Annotated in this window: 19 protein-coding genes; 3 read left to right on the forward strand and 16 right to left on the reverse strand. The window is 51.0% G+C overall.

The genetic code is table 11. The features are described from left to right. Nucleotides 1-25 precede the first annotated feature (25 nt). From ACESZP_RS12050 to ACESZP_RS12080, 7 genes are all read right to left on the reverse strand, one after another. Nucleotides 26-430 carry a hypothetical protein gene (locus ACESZP_RS12050; RefSeq protein WP_499709113.1) on the reverse strand — a complete coding sequence of 135 codons (405 nt, stop codon included), beginning with the start codon at nucleotides 428-430 and terminating at the stop codon, nucleotides 26-28. A gap of 100 nt (nucleotides 431-530) precedes the next feature. Beyond that, nucleotides 531-800 (reverse strand): DUF5720 family protein, encoded by a 270-nt coding sequence (locus ACESZP_RS12055; protein ID WP_002576245.1) that lies wholly within the window; start codon nucleotides 798-800, stop codon nucleotides 531-533. A 12-nt stretch (nucleotides 801-812) separates the two neighbouring features. Then, nucleotides 813-1,742: a ParB/RepB/Spo0J family partition protein gene (locus ACESZP_RS12060; protein WP_002576246.1), complete on the reverse strand. Its 930-nt coding sequence runs from the start codon at nucleotides 1,740-1,742 to the stop codon at nucleotides 813-815. After that, a complete protein-coding gene (locus tag ACESZP_RS12065) occupies nucleotides 1,699-2,520 on the reverse strand; it encodes a ParA family protein (protein ID WP_044932634.1) in 822 nt (273 codons plus the stop codon). Before ACESZP_RS12065 ends, ACESZP_RS12060 begins: the two co-directional genes overlap by 44 nt. 119 nt (nucleotides 2,521-2,639) lie before the next feature. After that, the gene (rlmD, locus tag ACESZP_RS12070) at nucleotides 2,640-4,313 is read right to left on the reverse strand and encodes a 23S rRNA (uracil(1939)-C(5))-methyltransferase RlmD (protein ID WP_499709114.1); all 1,674 of its coding nucleotides are present in this window, start codon (nucleotides 4,311-4,313) and stop codon (nucleotides 2,640-2,642) included. A 1-nt stretch (nucleotide 4,314) separates the two neighbouring features. After that, nucleotides 4,315-5,259, reverse strand: coding sequence for a 3'-5' exoribonuclease YhaM family protein (locus tag ACESZP_RS12075; RefSeq protein WP_440320707.1), 945 nt, complete (start codon nucleotides 5,257-5,259; stop codon nucleotides 4,315-4,317). Nucleotides 5,260-5,322: 63 nt separating this feature from the next. Further along, entirely contained in the window at nucleotides 5,323-6,588 is a 1,266-nt protein-coding gene (locus ACESZP_RS12080) for a S1C family serine protease (RefSeq protein WP_499709115.1), read from the reverse strand. Between the two features lie 300 nt (nucleotides 6,589-6,888). Here ACESZP_RS12080 and ACESZP_RS12085 point away from each other — a divergent pair, with 300 nt between their 5' ends. From ACESZP_RS12085 to ACESZP_RS12095, 3 genes are read left to right on the forward strand one after another with little or no spacing between them, the layout of a single operon-like run. Continuing rightward, the gene (locus ACESZP_RS12085) at nucleotides 6,889-9,273 is read left to right on the forward strand and encodes an endonuclease MutS2 (RefSeq protein WP_499709116.1); all 2,385 of its coding nucleotides are present in this window, start codon (nucleotides 6,889-6,891) and stop codon (nucleotides 9,271-9,273) included. Between the two features lie 4 nt (nucleotides 9,274-9,277). Next, nucleotides 9,278-9,982, forward strand: coding sequence for a response regulator (locus ACESZP_RS12090; protein ID WP_178039339.1), 705 nt, complete (start codon nucleotides 9,278-9,280; stop codon nucleotides 9,980-9,982). A 6-nt stretch (nucleotides 9,983-9,988) separates the two neighbouring features. Further along, complete coding sequence (locus ACESZP_RS12095; protein ID WP_499709162.1) at nucleotides 9,989-11,419, forward strand: sensor histidine kinase; 1,431 nt, start codon at nucleotides 9,989-9,991, stop codon at nucleotides 11,417-11,419. 63 nt (nucleotides 11,420-11,482) lie between these two features. On the opposite strand, the gene ACESZP_RS12100 is transcribed toward ACESZP_RS12095, so the two are convergent. From ACESZP_RS12100 to araD, 9 genes are all read right to left on the reverse strand, one after another. Beyond that, on the reverse strand, nucleotides 11,483-12,088 hold the full coding sequence (locus tag ACESZP_RS12100; protein ID WP_178039340.1) for an SIS domain-containing protein: 606 nt from the start codon (nucleotides 12,086-12,088) through the stop codon (nucleotides 11,483-11,485). A 2-nt stretch (nucleotides 12,089-12,090) separates the two neighbouring features. Beyond that, the gene (locus ACESZP_RS12105; RefSeq protein WP_499709117.1) at nucleotides 12,091-12,600 is read right to left on the reverse strand and encodes an HD domain-containing protein; all 510 of its coding nucleotides are present in this window, start codon (nucleotides 12,598-12,600) and stop codon (nucleotides 12,091-12,093) included. 11 nt (nucleotides 12,601-12,611) lie between these two features. Next, a complete protein-coding gene (locus tag ACESZP_RS12110) occupies nucleotides 12,612-13,397 on the reverse strand; it encodes an SDR family oxidoreductase (protein WP_178039342.1) in 786 nt (261 codons plus the stop codon). A 3-nt stretch (nucleotides 13,398-13,400) separates the two neighbouring features. Continuing rightward, on the reverse strand, nucleotides 13,401-14,360 hold the full coding sequence (locus ACESZP_RS12115; protein ID WP_178039343.1) for an ABC transporter permease subunit: 960 nt from the start codon (nucleotides 14,358-14,360) through the stop codon (nucleotides 13,401-13,403). 14 nt (nucleotides 14,361-14,374) lie between these two features. Then, nucleotides 14,375-15,328: an ABC transporter permease gene (locus ACESZP_RS12120; RefSeq protein WP_499709118.1), complete on the reverse strand. Its 954-nt coding sequence runs from the start codon at nucleotides 15,326-15,328 to the stop codon at nucleotides 14,375-14,377. A gap of 3 nt (nucleotides 15,329-15,331) precedes the next feature. After that, nucleotides 15,332-16,834 (reverse strand): sugar ABC transporter ATP-binding protein, encoded by a 1,503-nt coding sequence (locus ACESZP_RS12125; RefSeq protein WP_499709119.1) that lies wholly within the window; start codon nucleotides 16,832-16,834, stop codon nucleotides 15,332-15,334. A gap of 94 nt (nucleotides 16,835-16,928) precedes the next feature. After that, the gene (locus ACESZP_RS12130) at nucleotides 16,929-18,014 is read right to left on the reverse strand and encodes an ABC transporter substrate-binding protein (protein ID WP_499709120.1); all 1,086 of its coding nucleotides are present in this window, start codon (nucleotides 18,012-18,014) and stop codon (nucleotides 16,929-16,931) included. A 232-nt stretch (nucleotides 18,015-18,246) separates the two neighbouring features. Continuing rightward, complete coding sequence (locus ACESZP_RS12135) at nucleotides 18,247-18,843, reverse strand: SIS domain-containing protein (RefSeq protein WP_499709121.1); 597 nt, start codon at nucleotides 18,841-18,843, stop codon at nucleotides 18,247-18,249. A gap of 11 nt (nucleotides 18,844-18,854) precedes the next feature. Then, complete coding sequence (gene araD / locus ACESZP_RS12140) at nucleotides 18,855-19,562, reverse strand: L-ribulose-5-phosphate 4-epimerase AraD (RefSeq protein ID WP_349164727.1); 708 nt, start codon at nucleotides 19,560-19,562, stop codon at nucleotides 18,855-18,857. Nucleotides 19,563-19,575 lie beyond the last annotated feature (13 nt).

Raw genomic sequence — 19,575 nt, forward strand, 5'->3', positions numbered from 1 at the left:
AAGCCGCTGTCAGTAAAGACGCGGCTCAAACTTCATAGAAAACTCCTGGTCTCCCATCAAAGGGATAGCGGCTGATGTCCTCAAAGGCGTCGGCAACCTCCTCCGCTGGATAGTCCTGCCAGTCCCGCTCCCTGACGATATGATGGATAGTACGGTAACAGGTAGAAAACCTTTCATACGCCGAACGGTATTTCGTATTCACGCAGGAGACATCCACAAACCGCCCGTCCTCCAAGAGCCATAGTTCCCGGATGCAAGAAACATCCACCTGCGTAGAATGACTCTGGATAGTTTTTTGGTAAATGCAAAATCCCCGCTGTGGAAACAACTCTGGCCCATAGTAGTTCAAGGAACACTCATGGTTTCCCGCGGTCTGGTAAGCAAGGACACTTTCCCCACGATAGCGGACAGACTGCGCCACAAGTTCCATGTTCAATCTGGAGAGCGCCCTTTTCCGCTCCTTTTTGTCGGGGAAAAGATAAAGATACGCCGTCCTGATGGCATTGCAAATTTCTTTTTCTCTAAACATCTTATTTTCTCCGTTTTTTCTTTACATCCAAGACATGACCCTCAATTACACGGGCGTACCTTTTGATTTTGATCTCCCGGCGCTGCTGGCTTTGCAGGGCGGCCTGATAACCGTCCTCAGTCAAAAACAGCCGCATTTCATCTCCGGGGCTTCCGTAAGCAGTGCTGGGACGCAGGACGGAAAACTCGATCATCCAGCGGGTGTTATCCCAAAACCTCTCTACGGCGAGAATGTTGTGTCCTTTCAGCTCACGGGCTGAAATATCCCTCATAGGCGGCTCCTTTCATCGTTCCTGGTCTCTCTGACGCTTTTTCTGCCATGCCTCCAGCAGCTTGATGATGGTTTCCTGCATCCGCTGGGGCGTATAGCTTTTAGGGAAATACTTCCGCAAAGTGTCAGAGGTAAATGTCACCCGGTCCAGATCACTTTTCTTTTCCTCACCCATGATGACACGCATCATATCGAGGGTCAGATGCCCCTCCTGGCTATATTTCTTGAGCCGCTGGGCTTGGGAAAGGGAAGGGGTAGCCTGTTCGCTGTCCATCGCGTCCAGCAGGTCTACCTGTTCCTCCTTTTTGAGAAAGGACAGCTCATAGGCAGGGTTCAGGGCAATCTTCTTTTCATCCACCATATCCATCAATTCAGGAATCAGCTCTGTCAGACGGATATAACGCTGTACCTGCCGTTGGCTTTCGCCAGCTTGATCTGCAACCTTTTGAATAGAGGTCTGCGACTTCTCGCCAACTTGGCGAGAAGTTAAATCGGTTCGTGCGCCCTGATGTTTGACAGCCTCCAGCTTCATTTTGTAGGCAAAAGCCCTTTCGCTTGGAAGAAGGCTTTCTCGCTGCAAGTTGCTGTCAACCATAATGATCGTGGCGGCATCATCATCCAAATCCCGAATAATGACAGGCATGGTCTCTTTTTCTGCCAGCTCACTGGCTCTGCGCCGCCTGTGTCCGGCTACCAGCTCATAGCCGCCCTCAGGGTCTGGTCGGGCAATCGCCGGAACCAGAACGCCATACTGCTTGATACTGTCAGCGGTCTCCATCATGGCTTCGTCATCCTTGACTTTGAATGGATGGTTCCTAAAGGGATGCAGTTCAGACAGCGGAATTTCCTGAATCTTTTCCAGCTTTGCATCCTGGCGGCCTTCTTCGGTGGAAAACAGATCATCTACCGAGGCCAGCTCTATTTTTTTCGCGCTGCTTTTCAAGTTTCAACACCTCCTTCGTCAGATTTTTGTAGCCCTCAGCCACCTTGCCGCTGGGATCATGGGCAAAAATGCTTTTTCCCTCGGCGCTGATTTCCTTAGCCCGGACAGAATGGGGGATCTCTGTGCCGAATACTTTGATTTTGCCGCCATAGGTCTCCCGCAGGAGCGCGGAGATCTCTTTGGCAAAGTTGGTTCGGCTGTCCACCATCGTCAGCAGGATACCGTCTATCTGGAGCTTGGGGTTGATCTGCCGCTTTACCTTGTTTACCGTGGAGAGCAGCTGTTCCAGCCCTTTGGCGGGCAGATACTCCGCCTGAACGGGAATAATGATCCTGTTCGCAGCGGCCAGCGCATTGACCGTGAGCATCCCCAGGGAGGGCTGACAGTCGATGAGGATATGGGAGTATTGCCCCTTCAGCGTGTCCAGATATTGCCGCAAGATAGTCTCACGGCTCATGGCGTTTACCAGAGAAACCTCCATACCGGAAAGCTGAATATCCGCAGGCATCAGGTCAACGCCTTCTGCATGATGCAGAATACCTTCTCCGGGGCGTATAGGCTGATCCATCAGAATTTTGCCCATTGCATCCGACAGTGTAAATGGCAGTTTGTCCGGTTGCGGATTTCCCAAGCTGATTGTCAGGCTTCCTTGTGGGTCCCCGTCGATCAAAAGCACTTTCTTTCCGGCCTGTGCCAGACCTATTCCCAAGTTGGCACAGGTTGTTGTTTTGCCAACGCCGCCTTTCTGGTTGGCAATGGCAATGATTTGTGTATTCAAATAAACCTCCTCCTTCTACAAAAAATATCCCTATTCCGAAAAATAGGGATGAAAAAAGCCGCTTACTCAAATAAATGAATAAACGGCTATGTAAGAAATATTCGATTGTAAGTAAAGTTTTATATCACTGCAAAATACCGAAGTGCATCTTTGATTGCTTCTACCTTTTCTGGTGTCGGATGCTTCCTCGGCTGTTTCAATTCTTCTACCGCATTAGGAGCATCATACATTGGCAAGCCTAAATCTCTCTTTACCTCTGCGATATATGCGGTATGTACTTTGAAGCCGTATTTCGCTTCTATGTACTCCTTAATCATTTTGTAGGTCACTTTTTCTTTGGGCTTGTACGCTTCGGCTCTTTTAGCAATACTATCTACCGGAATCTTGCCCTCGCCCTCTCCAAACTCCACATCAATGTGGATATAACTGTCGGCTTTTTTGTGGGATAAAAGAACTACCGTCTCCACTCCCGCCGTCTGCGGGAACATATCCACCGGCTGCACCTTCGTAAGCTCATAGCTTCCGTCCGCGCAGAGGAGCTTCAGATCCCGGGCGAAGGTGGCCGGGTCGCAGCTCACATAGACAATGCGCTCCGGGGCCATGGCAAGCATGGTCTCAAGGCAGGCGCTGTCACAGCCCTTCCGGGGCGGATCGATGACAATAACGTCCGCGTGAATGCCTTCTTTTTCATATTTCTCAGGCAGAACCTCTTCCGCCTTGCCCAGATAAAATTCCACATTGGAGATACCGTTTAGCTCGGCATTGTGCTTCGCGTCCTCCACAGCCTGGGGCACGATTTCCACGCCGTAGACCTTTTTCGCGCTCCGGGCCAGAAACAGGGAAATGGTTCCGATGCCGCAGTAGAGTTCCCAGACCGTCTCCTGACCGGATAGGCCTGCATATTCCAGAGCGGTACGGTACAGCTTCTCAGTCTGCACCGGATTTACCTGGTAAAAGGACAGGGGCGAAATCCGATAACTGATATCGCCGATTTTGTCCGTGATATAGGTCTGACCGCGCACCGGAATAATCTCATTGCCCAAAATCACGTTGGTGTTCTTCTGATTTACATTCAGGGTCAGGCTGGTCATGCCCGGAATCATAAAGAGGCGGTCCGCCAGCTTCTCGATTTGCGGAAATTTTCGGCCATTGATAACCAGGCTTACCATAATTTCGCCGGTGGCGAAGCCTTTCCGGATCAGCACATGGCGCAAAAGTCCCTTTCCGGTATTCTCATCGTACGGCTCGATGTGATGCTCATTCAGAAAATCGAGAATCATTTTCAATATAGTCTGATTCTCCCGGATTCCCAGAGCACAGTCCGTCTCCGGCACGATGCTGTGGGTGCGGCCCGCGTAGAAGCCGGTCACGATACGGCCCTCCTTGTCCTTTCCGAATGGAAACTGGGCCTTATTGCGGTAGCGGTAGGGCTCGTCCATGCCCAGGACCGGACCCACCGGGGGATCGGTGAAACCACCCAGGCGCTTTAGATCCTCGCGCACCTTTTCTTCTTTATATAAGAGCTGTTTTTCATAAGAAAGCCCCTGAATCTGACAGCCGCCGCAGCGTCGGTGCTGGGCGCACCGGGGCTCCTCCCGATCGGGAGACAGCTCCAGAAGCTCTACAAGCCTCGCAAAAGCATAGGTCTTTTTTACTTTCGTCAGACTGACCCGCGCCTTATCTCCGGGAAAGGTATCTTTTACAAAAAGGGGATAGCCATCCATTTTGCCTATCCCCTCTCCTGCGCTTCCCATCGATTCGATTGTCACTTCCACCAAATCGTTCTTTTTCAACTTAAACCTCCGTCTTACGCAGATTAGACTCGAAGAACCGGTTGTAACCAAGCCAGCCCATATTGGTACCTGCTGCCTTGAAGATCTCCTTCATGGTCTCCATCTTCGCGTCTGTATTGTCCGCCAGATTCAGCGCCATAGCCTCGGCCAGAGCCGGTTTCTTCGGGGAGCCGTACTCCAGCTCTCCGTGATGGGCCAGGATGCAGTGCTTCAATTCATTTTCCAGCTTCTTTGGGAAGCCCGGAATCTGATGCGCCCGCTCGGCTACCATCTCGCTGCCCATGGCGATATGGCCCAGCAGCTGTCCCTCATCTGTGTAATCATTTTCCGGAAACTCGGAAAGCTCATAGACCTTGCCGATATCGTGGCACATGGCTGCTGTATACAATAAATCCCGGTTCAGATAGGTATAATTCTTTACATAATATTCGCAGAGCTTCGTTACATTTAACGTATGCTCCAACAGGCCGCCCACGAAGCTATGATGCACGGTCTTGGCCGCGGAATGGAACTTGAAGCCCTTGATAAATTCCGCATCATCCACGAACAGGCTCTTTAAGAGCGCCCGCAGATGGGGTTCCTGCACCTGATTGGCGTAGCCCATCAGTTCCTGATACATTTCTTCTATATCCCGCTCGCTGACCGGCAGGTAATCCGCCGGATTGTACTCGCCCTCCCGGGCCTTTCTGACGCGCTTTACGTTCAGCTGCAGCGCGCCCTGAAAGCTGGTGGCATCCGCCATAATATCAATATAGTCCATCGCTTCAAAATCATCGATCCCCTGAGAATTGGGATCCCAGATCTTGGCGTCCACCGTGCCTGTCTTATCCTGCAGAATCAGGTTTTCGTATGTTTTTCCATTTTTTGTAACCGCAGACTGACGCTGCTTGCACAGATAGATACCGGAAATGCGCTCGCCTTCCCGGATAGTCTCAATATATTTCATCTTTCATACTCTCCTCATAAATTCGTAACTGTCCGTAGCTGTTCAGTACATTCATTCAACGCACTATTTTAACACATCCAGCTTCACACTGCACGCAATTTCTTTATATTCTTCTTTTCCCTGGCGCATGACCTTCACCTGGATCACCTGATCCTTGGAGAATTTCAGCAGCATTTCCTGAATCTCCGTCACGCTCGCAACAGCCTTCCCGCTGATCTCGATGATCACATCGCCCGCCTGCAGACCGCCGTTCAGGGCCGGGGAATCCGGCTCCACATCGGACACGTAGACGCCCGTGGGGATGCCCTGGCTCTCCGCGATCTCCGCCGTTACCTGGCTGCCCTTGATGCCCATGTACACCAGATCCTGGCTGTTAGACAGATGCTCAATGACTGCCTTCATATCGGAAATGGCATAGGCCGTCAGGGCTCGCTCATTGGATGCATGGAGATAGGTGTCCTCAATAAGGCCGATGACCTGTCCGTCCAGATTCACCAGCACGCCGGTACCGCCGTCGGAACGCTCCATATCGGTAATTAGAAGCCGGTATTCGCCGTCGATAACGCTGGTCTTATGGCCCGGCGCCACCAGATTGCCGAATTTCAGGGAACCGGCAAAGCCTGCGGGACTGCCCACGGCAATGACGCTGTCGCCCGCCTTCACACTCTTGGAGCTGCCCAGATCCGCGATTTTTACCACTTCCATGGTGCCCGCGTCCACCGCTGCCAGATTCACGCTCACAATAGCCATATCGGTTACCCGGTCATAATTCTTCAGGACCGCATCCTGACTTTTTCCATCCACAAAAGTGACCTGAAGCTTGCTTGCGTCCTTCACCGGCTCGTAAGGCGTCAGAATCAGAAGCTCCACGCCGTTATTGCCCACCAGAAGACCGCTGATCTCCCGACGACTCTCATAGGTCTCGTTGAACCAGTCGGTGTCGCTGCTGGCTGCCGTCACGGTCACTAAGCTCTTATTTACCTCGCCGGCTACGGCCTTCAGCTTTGTATACAATTTCTGATAATCCGCCAATTCCAGCTCCTGGGGCTCCGTAATCACAACCGTCTCTCCGGTCGGCTCCTGGGTCACCTCGTCCGGCTCGTCGTCCCGTGGAATCGTGATCTCCGTCTTCTCCTCCTTACCAAGGGCGCGCTCCATAAACGGCTGAAGCTTCACGAACACGAAGCAGGCCACCGCGCCGCACAGAGCCGCCACCAACAGCCAGTAGCAGAGCTGGCGGAACCGTCTGGTCTGGTAAAAGGGCTGTTTTTTTATCTTTTCTTTTACAAAGGAAAATTCTTCATCGTTTGATTTTCTTTCTTCTGCCATAGAAACCCTCCGAAGCCAATAAGGAGAGTTTGGGACCGAGTCCCAAACTTGGATATCACGAATTGCTCCGCCTTACGGCTCCCGCAATTCTACGCCCATTCGGAATCCGCAGATTTGCTCCGCAAATCGCTACTTCCTCATGTGCGGCGGGTTCCAAAGAGAAAGTCCTTATCATGCAAGCATGAACGGCCTTCCTCCTTGTAACCCTTGATATCCATATTTTAATACATTTTTACAGGAGTGTCCACATATAAAAACCCTCTTTTCATTCTATCCAAAGTGCGGTATACTTTAGGTATTATGAATAGAAAAGCTTATCACACACTGGAATTTTATAAAATTATCGAGCATCTGGCCGCCGAAGCGGGAAGCGCAGGCGGACGCAAACGCTGTATGGAACTTACTCCCATGCAGGATCTGGCGGCGATTACGGCCGCACAACAGGAGACTGAGGACGCCCTGACGAGACTTTACCGCAGAGGCGGCGTGGGCTTCTCCGGCACCAGGGACGTACGCGCTTCCCTGAAGCGTCTGGAAATCGGAAGCACCTTAAATATTCCGGAGCTTCTGGACGTCTGCTCCCTTCTGGAGACAGCGGCCCGGGCGAAGCAGTATGCCCATCAGAACGAGGGCCGGGAGGAAGATCCGGATTCCCTCGATCCACTTTTTGACGCGCTGGAGCCCTGTACCCAGCTCTCCGGCGAAATCCGCCGCTGTATTCTCTCGGAGGATGAGATAAGCGACGACGCCAGCCCTGCCCTGCACCATGTACGCCGCTCCATTCTGGCGGCCAACGACAAGATTCATTCGACCCTGTCCGGCATGGTCAATGGCTCCGCGCGGACTTATCTGCAGGATGCCGTCATCACCCAGCGAAACGGCCGCTACTGTATCCCGGTCAAGGCCGAATACCGCAGCCAGGTGCCCGGCATGATTCACGACCAGTCTTCCACCGGTTCCACCCTGTTCGTGGAGCCCATGGCCGTCGTAAAACTGAATAATGATTTAAAGGAATTGTATCTGAAGGAGCAGGAAGAAATCGAGCACGTTCTGGAAGCCTTAAGCAACCAGACCGCGTTCTGTACTGAGGAGCTGGACCAGGACTACAATATCCTGACCACCATCGACTTCATTTTCGCCAAAGCCAAGCTGGCAAAGGATATGAAGGCCACCCGGCCGGAGTTCAACGAAAAACGGCAGATCTATATTAAAGAAGGCCGTCACCCGCTGCTGGATCCGAAGAAGGTGGTCCCTGTCACCATCCGTCTGGGACAGGACTTTGATCTGCTCATCGTTACCGGTCCCAATACCGGCGGTAAAACGGTATCCCTGAAGACCACCGGTCTTCTGACCCTGATGGGCCAGGCCGGACTCCATATTCCCGCCGCCCAGAATTCTGAACTGGCCGTCTTCGACGACGTGTACGCAGATATCGGCGACGAGCAGAGCATTGAGCAGTCCTTAAGTACCTTCTCGTCCCATATGACCAATATCATCCGGATTCTGAACGAGGCTTCCTTAAATTCACTGGTGCTTTTCGACGAGCTCTGCGCCGGAACCGACCCCACCGAGGGCGCGGCCCTGGCTATCGCGATTCTGTCCCACTTGCATAAAATGGGCATCCGCACCATGGCCACCACCCACTACAGCGAGCTGAAGGTCTTCGCCCTCTCCGCTGACGGCGTGGAAAATGCCTGCTGCGAATTCGACGTGGAGACCTTAAGCCCCACCTATCGGCTTCTCATCGGTATTCCCGGCAAGAGCAATGCCTTTGCCATCTCCAGGAAGCTGGGGCTGCCCGACTTCCTCATCGAGGACGCGAAAGGCCACTTAAGCGAGCAAAATGAGAGCTTTGAGGATCTCTTATCTGATCTGGAGAGCAGCCGCCGCACCATTGAGCTGGAGCAGGCAGAAATTCAGGAACATAAAGAGGAAATCCGTTCCCTCCGGGAGGCTCTGGAGAAGAAGCAGGAGAAACTGGACGCCCAGCGCGACCGTATCCTGCGGGAAGCCAACGAACAGGCCCGCAAAGTCCTGCAGGAGGCCAAGGATTACGCCGACGAGACCATGAAGAACTTCCATAAGTTTGGCAAAGCAAACATTTCCGCAAGTGAGATGGAGGCGGAGCGGGCCAAGCTGCGGGAGCGTATGAAGAAGACCGAAAAGGCCATGAGCAAGGATGTGGCAAAGAAGCCGAAGAAAGCGCTGAAGGCCTCTGACCTGCACCTGGGCGATACCGTAAAGGTACTGAGCCTGAATCTCCAGGGCACGGTCAGCACCCTGCCCGACGCCCGAGGCAATCTCTATGTGCAGATGGGTATCCTGCGTTCGCAGGTGAAGCTCACCGATCTGGAGCTGGTGGAGGAGGCTGTCATCACCGCCAAGCAGTTCCAGCGCACCAGCGCAGGCAAGATTAAGATGAGCAAGTCTGCCAGCGTCAGCACCGAGATCAACCTTATCGGCATGACTGTAGACGAGGCTCTGGCCCATCTGGATAAATATCTGGACGACGCTTATCTGGCTCATCTTCCTTCCGTCCGCATCGTACACGGAAAAGGCACCGGAGCGCTCCGGAAGGCCGTACAGGGACTTTTAAAGCGCAACAAATACGTGAAATCCTACCGCCTGGGCGAGTTCGGCGAGGGCGACGCAGGCGTTACGATTGCAACCTTTAAACAGGAGTAGAAGAATGGTAGCAAAACAGAAAATTCTCATCGTCGACGACGATAATAATATTGCAGAGCTGATTTCTCTGTATCTGACCAAAGAATGCTATGAGACCATGATTGTAAATGACGGCGAGGAAGCCCTGAAGGTCTTCGATACCTTCAAGCCCCAGCTAATTCTGCTGGATCTGATGCTGCCGGGCATCGACGGCTATCAGGTCTGCAGAGAGATCCGCGCCAAGTCTAACACGCCGATCATCATGCTGTCCGCCAAGGGCGAAGTCTTTGACAAAGTTCTGGGGCTTGAGCTGGGCGCGGACGACTACATCATCAAGCCCTTTGATTCCAAGGAACTGGTGGCCCGGGTTAAGGCCGTGCTCCGACGGTATCAGCCTGTGAAGCCTGCGGAAACCTCTGCGCCTGCCGCCAAGATCGTGGAATACCCGGATCTGGTCATCAACCAGACCAATTATTCCGTGCTCTATCAGGGCAGGCCCGTGGATATGCCGCCCAAGGAGCTGGAGCTTCTGTATTTTCTGGCTTCCTCTCCCAATCAGGTGTTTACCAGAGAGCAGCTTCTCGACCACATCTGGGGCTACGAGTATATCGGCGACACCCGGACCGTGGACGTCCACATCAAGCGTCTCCGGGAGAAGATCGGAGATCATCCCAGCTGGAGTCTGACCACGGTCTGGGGCATCGGCTACAAATTTGACGTCAAAGGATAACAGATGATGAAGCACTCCCTTTACCTGAAATTCATACTGGCCTATATGATCTTCGGCTTCTTAAGCTTCTTTACCATCGCGGTATTCAGCTCCCAGATGACGCTGAATTACTTGACCGGACAGGAGGCGGAGGATCTGTATCGGGAAGCCAACTATATTTCCTCGAATTTCGTGCGGAATTATTATTCGGACGCGGCGGATTCCCGCTCCTTAAATACGATTCACTCCCATTTTCAGGCGCTTAGCACCTATCTGGGCGCTGATATCTGGCTGTTGAACACGGACGGCACGGTGCTGGTCAATTCCGCCGGCGGCTATTCCAGCGAGTCTGCCACGATCATCGAGGATTTTGATCCGACGGATATGGGCAGCAATTATTATATGATCGGCGACTTCTATGGCATGTTCCGGGAGAACACGCTCTCGGTGGCCGCGCCTGTCACCTACAATTTCAAGCCCCGGGGCTATGTGCTGATTCATCTGCCCATGTCAGTATTGACCGGGGAGCGGGATACCCTGTTAAATATCACCTACATGACCCTGCTCTTTATTTTCGCCTTTTCCCTGTTGGTGCTGGGCGTCTTTACCTTCGCCGTGTACCGTCCTCTGCTGAAAATCACATCGGCTGCCCGGCAGTACGCAGAGGGTAATTTCTCCTATGCCCTGAAGATCGCCGGGGAGGATGAGATCGGCCAGCTAGCCGCCACCCTGAACTATATGGCCCATGAGCTGGGTGAGACCGACGAATACCAGAAGAAATTTGTGGCAAATATTTCCCACGATTTCCGCTCACCGCTGACCTCGATTAAAGGCTATGTGGAAGCGATTCTGGACGGTACCATCCCCGCGGAAATGCAGGAAAAGTACCTGAAAATCGTTCTCATGGAGACCGAACGTCTGAACAAGCTGACCAGCGGACTTCTGACCCTGAATTCTTTCGACACGAAGAAAAACCGGCTGGATATCACGGATTTCGATATCAATGCGGTGATCAAGGATACGGTAGCCTCCTTCGAGGGCCGCTGTACGGTCCGCCACATTTCCATGGAGCTGCTCTTCGACGCCAGACAGCAGTTTGTCTCCGCAGATATGGGCAAAATTCAGCAGGTTATGTACAACCTTCTGGACAACGCCATCAAATTCAGTCCGGACAATTCTGTCATCACCATCGAGACAACCCTGCGGCACGAGAAGGTCTTTATCTCCGTCAAGGACCAGGGCATCGGCATTCCCCGGGACAGCATGAAGAAAATCTGGGAACGTTTCTACAAGACCGACACCTCCCGGGGCAAGGACAAGAAGGGCACCGGCCTGGGACTGTCTATCGTGAAAGAGATTATCGCATCCCATGGGGAGCATATCAACGCCATTTCCACGGAAGGCGTGGGGACAGAGTTTATTTTTACGCTGCCAAGGGTGCATACAGAAGAAGAGTAAAGAAAAAGGGCGCCACCCATCCAAAGCAGAATGGGCAACGCTCTTTTCCGGGATTTTCGGTTATTACAGTTCTTTTCGCAGGATGTCTCCCACTCCGCCACCGGTATGAATCAGATAAAACTCTTCCTTTGTATACCCTGTTTCCTCCATGGCCGTAAAGGCGATGGCATCAAAAGCGGAAATAGAAGCCAGGGTGCTGGCAGAGGAGATGATTCCCCATTTATCCGGCTCCCGGTCAATTTTAATTTTCAGTACGATATCCGCCGCCTGACCCAGCTTGGAGTTTTCATTCTCTGTCACACCAATGACCGTCAGGCCCTTTTTCTGTGCCGCCGGAATGTAATTCAGAATCTCCTGGGTATTGCCGCTTTTACTCAGCAGAATCAGAATATCGCCCTGCTGCATCGCCCCCAGACCTCCGTGGATGGAGTCTGCCGGAGACAGGAAGAATGCGGGAATCTCCACAACTGAAAGCGTGTGGGCAATCCGCTTCGCCGCCTGTCCTGCCGTTCCGCATCCGGCCAGAATCACCTTCTTACTGTTCTTCTTTACCTGGCACAGCAATTCGGTAATCTGGGACATCACATTGTAATCTACTCGTTCTGCTACTTTACGAATCGTCTCCGCTTCGTCTATCATGACCTGTTTCAAACGTTCTTTTCTGTCCATAATTATTCTCCCAGCTTCAGACCACTCTGCAGGCTTAAGAGGCGGATGCCCGAGGGCGTCCGGAACACGTTTCTGCAGAAGGCCTCTATCGTCTCACTTTTCTTCTGTCCCTCATAGGAATTTACCAGGAAATCCGCCTCCAGAAGAATCTGATAATCGATTCCTTTCACATTCGTATAAGTATGATGATGACCTACCAGGAAGCTTACACGGGAAATCAATTCTGCGTCGTAGCCAAGCTCCGTCAGCATTTTTTCCGCCAGCGCCGGCCCCTCTTCCTCCTGATGCTTTCCCGTGCACTTTCCATATTTTTCCATGCAAACTTTAATACCAATGTCATGGACGATAGCCGCCGTCTCCAGAATCTCCTGGGTCTGCTCATCCAGTTCTTCCATCTTTCCTATCTGCCGCGCGAAGCCCCACACCTTCAAAAAATGCTGGATCCGCATGGGATCTCCATGATCAAATTCCATCATGGTTTCCAGAAGCTTTACCTGCTTTGTTTCGTCCATAACACAGCTCCTTATAACAGAATCGGTGACTCATACAGCTTCTCCGGCATACGGATCTGCACGCAGCCGCCGTCTACCGCCAGAGTTTCACCGGTAATGCCGTCACTCTCCCCGCTTGCCAGAAATAATACCGCCGGAGCGATTTTTTCTGCTGTGTTTAATTCAGGAAGCGCGCCCATCAGGCGGAAGCTCTCCAACACATGGGCCGGTCGTTTCTCGTTATTGGTCACGGTCGTACCCGGCGCTACCGCATTGACATAGATTTCATGGGGTCCCAGCTCCAGAGCCATAGCACGGGTCAGATTTACAACTGCCGCCTTAGCCGCGCAGTACACGCTCATGCCTCGTTCTCCGTAATAAGCTGCCGTAGATGCAATATGTATGATCTTGCCCTTCTTTTTTTCATCAATCATATCTTGTGACACAGCCTGGCTTAAAAAATATACGGACTCGATATAATCGCTGAAGCCCTTGCGGAAATCCGCCCGGTTCGTCTCCAGGAATGGTTGTCCCTTCCACCAGGCTGCGTTATTAACCAGAATATCGATCCCGCCGAAAACTTCCTTCATCCGTTTCAGAAGCACCTCCGGCGCATCCTCCGCATAGAGGTCACAAAGTGTATACTCTGCCTTTCCTCCCTTTTCACGGATCTCCTTTACCACCGCTTCACAGCGCTCTGCATTTCGTCCCATAACCATAACCAAAGCGCCTTCTGCTGCGAACAGCTTTGCCGTCTCATACCCGATACCGCTGCTGCTTCCTGTAATCAGGGCAGCCTTTCCTTCCAGACGTCCCATAGGCTATACCTTCTTCTTCCCTTTACTGTAAATACTTACCACTGCCTGCGCCATAATAACGATGAGGAGTACAGAACCGACTACTACGTCAGACCACACTGCGCTCAGTACATTCTGCATACTGAAGATATTGGAGAAGGAGGACATAATCAGGGTTCCGATAAAGGTTCCGGACACCTTACCCACGCCTCCGGTCAGCTTCGCGCCGCCCAGTACAACTGCCGCGATAGCGTACATCTCATAGCCGGTTCCGGCCAGCGGAGAGGCTACGCCTACACGGGAGGTATAAATCATACCGCCGATACAGGTCAGCACGCTGCAGATAACATGGGCAGTAATCATAGTCTTCGGTACACTGACGCCCATCATATTGGCCGCTTCCAGATTACCGCCTACGATGTACATAGAGCGTCCGATAAACCGACGGTTTAATACATAAGCCGCAATCAGGGTAGCGATGATAAAAAGAATCAACGGCAACGGAACTATATTACTAAAGGTCAGCCGGCCAAGAGCCAATACCGGGAATGGAATACTTGCTACCTTGTAGGTCGTCTGATCGCAGAACATCTGCACCAGTCCGCGGACAAACATCTGTGTCGCCAGGGTGGCGATAAAGGCCGGAATCGAAAGCTTCTCAACCAGAAGTCCGTTCACTAGACCTACCACTGCGCCTGCCAGAAGCGGAACCACGAAGGCCAGAACAATATTGTACTGGGACAGGTTCAGCATCAGATAGCCGGAGAGGGCAAATACCGAAGCCACACTCAAGTCGATGGAACCACAGAGTACCACAAAGGTCATTCCGATTCCGATAAAGCCCATCAGGCTGGCAGAACGGAGCAGGTTTGTCAGGTTTTCCGGTGAGACGAAGGTTCTCTGTACACAGACACCCACCAGAAGTACAATCAGAAGACCCACCAACGCGATGTTATTGCTGAAAAATGATTTTGCCTTGTTCATGTTTGTCTCCCTCCTTATTTTGAGCGCTTTCCTATTCCGTGGAAATACAGAGCCGCCAGAACAATGCAGGCCTTCAACATCAGAGTTACCGGATAAGATACGTTGTTCATATTGCACATCATAGTAATCAGCTGAAGCACAAACGTACCACATACGGTTCCGATGATGTTCGGATAGCCTCCGTCAATGGGAGTTCCGCCAATCAGCGTTGCCGCAATAGCGTCGATCTCCATATCCGTTCCGATGGTAGACGGATGGGCGCTGGATACGACTACCGCCTCCAGCATACCTGCCGCCCAGGCCAGTGCGCCTGTGATGGCGTAGCAGAAAATAACGATTTTCACTGTATTAATACCACAGTTTCTCGCAGCCACCGGATTGTTGCCGTAAGCCTCGATTCTGGCTCCCAGCTTCATTTTATTAACCAGGATGTATACAACTGCCACTGCAATGATTACGATAAAGAAATGAACCGGAATATGTCCAAATATCGGCTGCGTAAAAAGCTTTGTCAGGTTCGGGGCCGTATAGGTAACATTCGCCGCGCCGCTGATTCCCTTTGCCATACCGCGCATGATATAGCGCAGAGCCAGGGTAGCCACCATGGGCAGAATCGCAAGCTTCGAAACCGCCACGCCCGCCAGACAGCCAAAAGCGACAACCAGTAAAATCGAAAAAATAATCAAGGCCGGAGACTGGCGTACAATTCCCAACGCCGCCAGCACGGAACCCAGCGCCATGGCAGAGCCTACGGAAATATCGATACCACCGGTAGCGATAACCAGCGACATACCCAGAGACACGAGACATACTCTCGATACCTGTTTAAAAAAGTTGTTGAACGTAATCCAGCTCAGGAAATTATTCGTAGCCACGATATTAAAAACCAGCAGCACCAGGAATAAAATCAGAGCGATATTCTTTTTAAAGAATACCAAATCGAACTTGATGCCCTTCTCTTTTGTCATCTCTTATTTCTCCTTTCCTGTAGCAATGGTTTCCATAATACTCTTTTCCGAAATGTCTCCTCCGGACAATTCACCCATAGCCTTGCCATCACGGAGTACCAGAATCCGGTCGCAGTTGCGGACAAGCTCTGCCATCTCAGAGGAGATAAACAACACGCTGATACCGTTGGCTGAGAAATCATGAATCAGCTTCTCAATCTCTGCCTTCGCTCCTACGTCAATGCCTCGGGTCGGCTCATCCAGAATAATCAGCTTCGGATGAATTGCCATCCACCGGGACAGGATAACCTTCTGCTGATTTCCACCGGACAGATTCTTGATCAGCTGCTCCCCACTGGGTGTTTTGATCAGAAGCTTCTGAATGTAATCGTCTGAAAGCTGTTTTCTCTTTTTGGAATTGATGAAACCACCCTTTGTCAGATTATCCAGGGAACAAATGGTCAAATTGTTCTGTACGGTTACATCCGGGAAAATACCCTCCTCACGGCGATTCTCTGTACAGAAGGCCAGGCCCGCTTTGATAGCGTCCTCCGGGGATTTAATCTTTACCTGCTTGCCTTCCACATAGATTTCTCCGGAATCCGGATGGTCACAGCCGAAGATAATGCGGGCTGTCTCCGTACGTCCTGCGCCCAGAAGACCTGCCAGGCCCAGAATCTCTCCCTTTTTAATATGAAAGCTTACATCGTTTACATAGGGCACCCGGATCAGGTTTTTAACCTCCAGGACGTCCTCTTTATCACTGAAGTCACGGATCGGAAGGGTTCTTTCCAGCTTAACCTCTTTCTTTCCGAGCATAGTTTTCAATAACTCATATTCTGACAGCTCCTCCGTCTTCCAGGTGCCCATATAATGGCCGTCCTTCAGTACGGTGATTCTGTCACATTTCTTATAGACCTCATCCAGCCTGTGGGAAATAAAAATCATGGATACCCCTTTTGCTTTCATCTTGTCCATGATTCCAAAGAGGATTTCTACCTCGTTAGTATCCAGGGAAGATGTGGGCTCATCCATAATCAGAAGCTTACAGTTGAAGTTTACCGCGCGGATAATTGAAATAATCTGTTGCTTTGCGGTACTGTAATTATTCAGTGTCTTCCTTACATCAATATCAATTCCCACTTCATCAATCAGCGCCTGCGCATCCTCGTGCATCTTCTTCCAGTCAATTCCTGATTGATTATAAGGATAATGTCCCAGGAAAATGTTTTCGCTGACTGTCAGATAAGGAATCATGTTCAGCTCCTGGTAAATGGTGCTGACTCCCGCTTTCTGCGCGCTCTGTACCGTCGTAAATTTTCTCTCCTCATGGTCAAAAATAATCTGGCCGGCATCTGCTTTATAAAGACCTGTTAATATTTTAATGAGCGTTGATTTTCCGGCTCCATTTTCTCCCATCAGGGCATGAATTTCACCTTTCTCTACGGAAAATTCAATATTGTCAAGCGCTCTTACTCCTGCAAATTCTTTTGTCAATCCATGTACTTCCAATATATTTTCGCTCATACGTCCGCTCCTCTTTATGATAAGAGACTGCTGCAGCACAGCAGTCTCTTTTTCATCAAATTTTCCTCGTCAGAGGTGTGCCGATTACCAGCTCTTAGAATCCTAAATCGTAGTTTTCATCTACATTTGTTGCATCTACCGGTACATCCTCGATAGCATAGAAGGTATCCAGCTTCTCGCCTGCCATACCAGCTTCAATTCCGTCGAATACTTCGTCTGCGAACTTCGGTGTGCAGGTGATGGTTGCGGAAATAGTTCCGGCCTTGATTGCGTCGAAGGTCTCATACATTCCGTCTACACCAATGATGTATACATCTTCGTTAATCTTAAGTCCTGCGGACTGGCAAGCCAGAGATACACCAAGTGCCATCTCGTCGTTGTGGCAGTAGAATACGTCAATGTCGCCGCCTGTGGACTGAAGAACGTTCGCTGCTACCTCCTGTGCCTCTGTACGGGAGAAGTTTGCTGTCTGCTGTACTACGAAGTCAAAATTGCCCTTCTCCTCTGCTACTGCATGGAATCCATCGGAACGGTCACGCACGTCGGTACCACCCAGGATACCCTGAATCTCTGCTACCTTAATGGTATCCAGTCCCTTATCGGTGCAAGCCTTATATGCCCACTCGCCTGCATACCGGCCCTCAGCTACGAAATCAGATGAATAGAAGGTTACGTAATCAACACCCGGTGTGCCGTTGGAGCCTCTCGCCTTCATGATAACCGGAACTCCTTTTTCCTTACACTTATCAAGTGCAGGCTGGATAGCGTCTCCGTCAACTGCGGTGATTACAATTACGTTACATCCCTGTGCCAGAAGAGACTCTACATCGGAAAGCTGCTGCTCGCTGTCGCCCTCTGCGTTTACGATGGTGATCTTGTAGCCACGCTCGTCTGCTGCTCTCTGCATATCCTCGCTCTCTACGGTACGCCAGGTGCTTGCCAGGTCTGCCTGGGAATATCCTACATAAAGCTCGTCCTTAGACGGCCATTTCCACTCTGTAGCCTCTGTAGCCTCTGTGGAAGCTGCTGTGTCCTTGCTCTCTGCTGCATCTGTTGTTGTCTCGGTTGAACTGCTGTCTGTTGTGGTGCTTCCGCCTTCCATGGATGCGCCGCCACATGCTGCCAGGGAGCATGTAATGGTCAGGGAAAGAAGTAATGCTGCCGCTTTTCTCAATTTCATAAATTTTACCTCCACTTTTGTTAATCCTTTTTTAATTACGATCGCGCATTTGGAATTCCTTTTGCTACAATTCATTCTAGCCGTTTGAAGCATTGGAGTAAATATTCTAGTGCTTTTTTTACTATTTTGTCCTTTTAATCGGCTCTTTTTTATGCGTTTTTACTTTTTTTCAGTAATTTTTCACAGTTTTTTCATTTTCTCTGCTTCATTTTGAAGTATTTACTTCGCAGTTTTATTTCATTTCGCTGAGACGTTTTCCCACGTCTCCGCCGGGATGAATCTTTAAGAAACCCTTCTGGCTGAAGCCCTTCATACGGGAAATCGCGATAGCAATGGCGTCAAACACTGCCAAAGTAGCCAAAATACTGCCTGTGGCCAGTACGTTGTACTCATCCGGTTCCTTTTCGACCTTAATTTTCAGAACCAGATCGCTCTCCTTTGCAATATAGGATTCTTCATTCTCCGTCACTGCAATCAGAAGCGCGCCGCGTTCTTTACAGGGAGCAATCATCTTATTGAGTTCTTCTGTGTGGCCGCCTTTGGAAAGCAGTACCAGGATATCATCCTTCTGTACCACGCCCATGCCGCCGTGAAGGGCGTTGGCCGGGGACAGAAACAGCGCCGGACAGTCCACGCAGCTTAAGGTATGTTCAATTTTCTGCGCAGCAGTGCCCGATGTTCCGCAGCCTGTCAGGATCACCTTACCCTTACAGTTCAGAAACGCGTTCATGACTTTTTCGATCTGCTCCTCGGATACCGTTTTTTCCAGTTCCGCTATAATTTCGGATTCACAGCGCAGTGTATGTACCACGGATTCTCTGATATTCATAGTCCTTCTCCTTATTTCTTGTGCTGTCCATAGTACGCGTTCGGACCAAATTTACGGTTATAATGCTTCATCTTAATGTTATCCTTGATCAGCTCGCACTTTCCGCCTGTCGCAATCTCGTCAAAAATTGCCATTTTTGCCACATACTCCAGAACCTGCGCGTGCAGCACTGCAGCGTGCGGAGTCTTGCCCCAGGTAAACGGCGCATGGCTGTGTACCAGAACTGCCTGCATTTCCACGCAGTTTCTCTTTTCGAACTCCTCCAGAATTACTTTTCCGGTATTTTTCTCATAAGCCTCTTCAATCTCCTCTGTGGTCATCAGACGGGTGCAGGGGATATCTCCGAAGAAATAGTCGCAGTGTGTGGTTCCATAGCAGGGAATATTCTTTCCCATCTGCGCCCACATGGTGGCAAACTGGGAGTGGGTGTGTACAATACCGCGGATTCCCTGATCCTTGAATGCCTTATACAGCTCGATGTGGGTATCTGTGTCTGTAGACGGAACATAGTCGCTGTCTACCACATTTCCATTCAGATCGACCGGCACCATCTGATCCGGTCTGAGCTCCTTATACGGAACGCCGCTGGGTTTAATTACCATCAGTCCGCTTTCCTCGTCATACCCGGATACATTTCCCCATGTGGAGATAACCAGCTGCTTCTCTACCAGCTCCATATTAGCCTCGTAGACCTCTTTTTTTAATGCCTCCAAACTCATTTCTATAACTCCT

Source organism: Candidatus Dorea massiliensis AP6, from assembly GCF_964245105.1.
Classification (GTDB): domain Bacteria; phylum Bacillota; class Clostridia; order Lachnospirales; family Lachnospiraceae; genus Laedolimicola; species Laedolimicola intestinihominis.